Source organism: Cronobacter sp. EKM101R, assembly GCF_963888145.1.
GTDB classification, from domain to species: Bacteria; Pseudomonadota; Gammaproteobacteria; order Enterobacterales; family Enterobacteriaceae; genus Cronobacter; species Cronobacter turicensis.
The window spans coordinates 1-320 of record NZ_CAWPHW010000039.1 but is presented as its reverse complement, the minus strand read 5'-3'; the positions used below and the strand labels follow the sequence as shown (position 1 = coordinate 320).

Below are 320 nucleotides of genomic sequence, written 5' to 3'. Positions count from 1 at the left end.
CCCTGCGGGCCGACCACCTTCGCCGTCTGCGGGCCGTAGGTTCTGGGCCACGGCGTCTTCTGCGACGGGCGGTACGGTACGTCCGCCGGTATCACTTCAAAGCGGATTTCGTGGAGGGTGTTACTGTCCGGGCCGCTGGCGTAGCGGTTTTCTTCAAAGCGGTAATGCGCCACCGTGGTGAGGTACTCGCCGTTATCGCCAAAGAACGGGGCGTTGCGCAGCACGAAGGTGTGGCCCGGCGCGATGCCCAGCGCGGTGCCGGAGCCCTGCGTCTGGCGGTGCTCCACCTGCCAGCGCTCCTGGCGGATACGGGCGTAGAA

Annotated in this window: 1 protein-coding gene; it reads right to left on the bottom strand. The window is 66.9% G+C overall.

Annotated elements, in window-relative coordinates; translation table 11 throughout:
* Positions 1-320 (bottom strand): contractile injection system protein, VgrG/Pvc8 family (locus AACV31_RS17405; protein ID WP_255492525.1); only part of this gene is annotated, 320 nt, incomplete at both ends.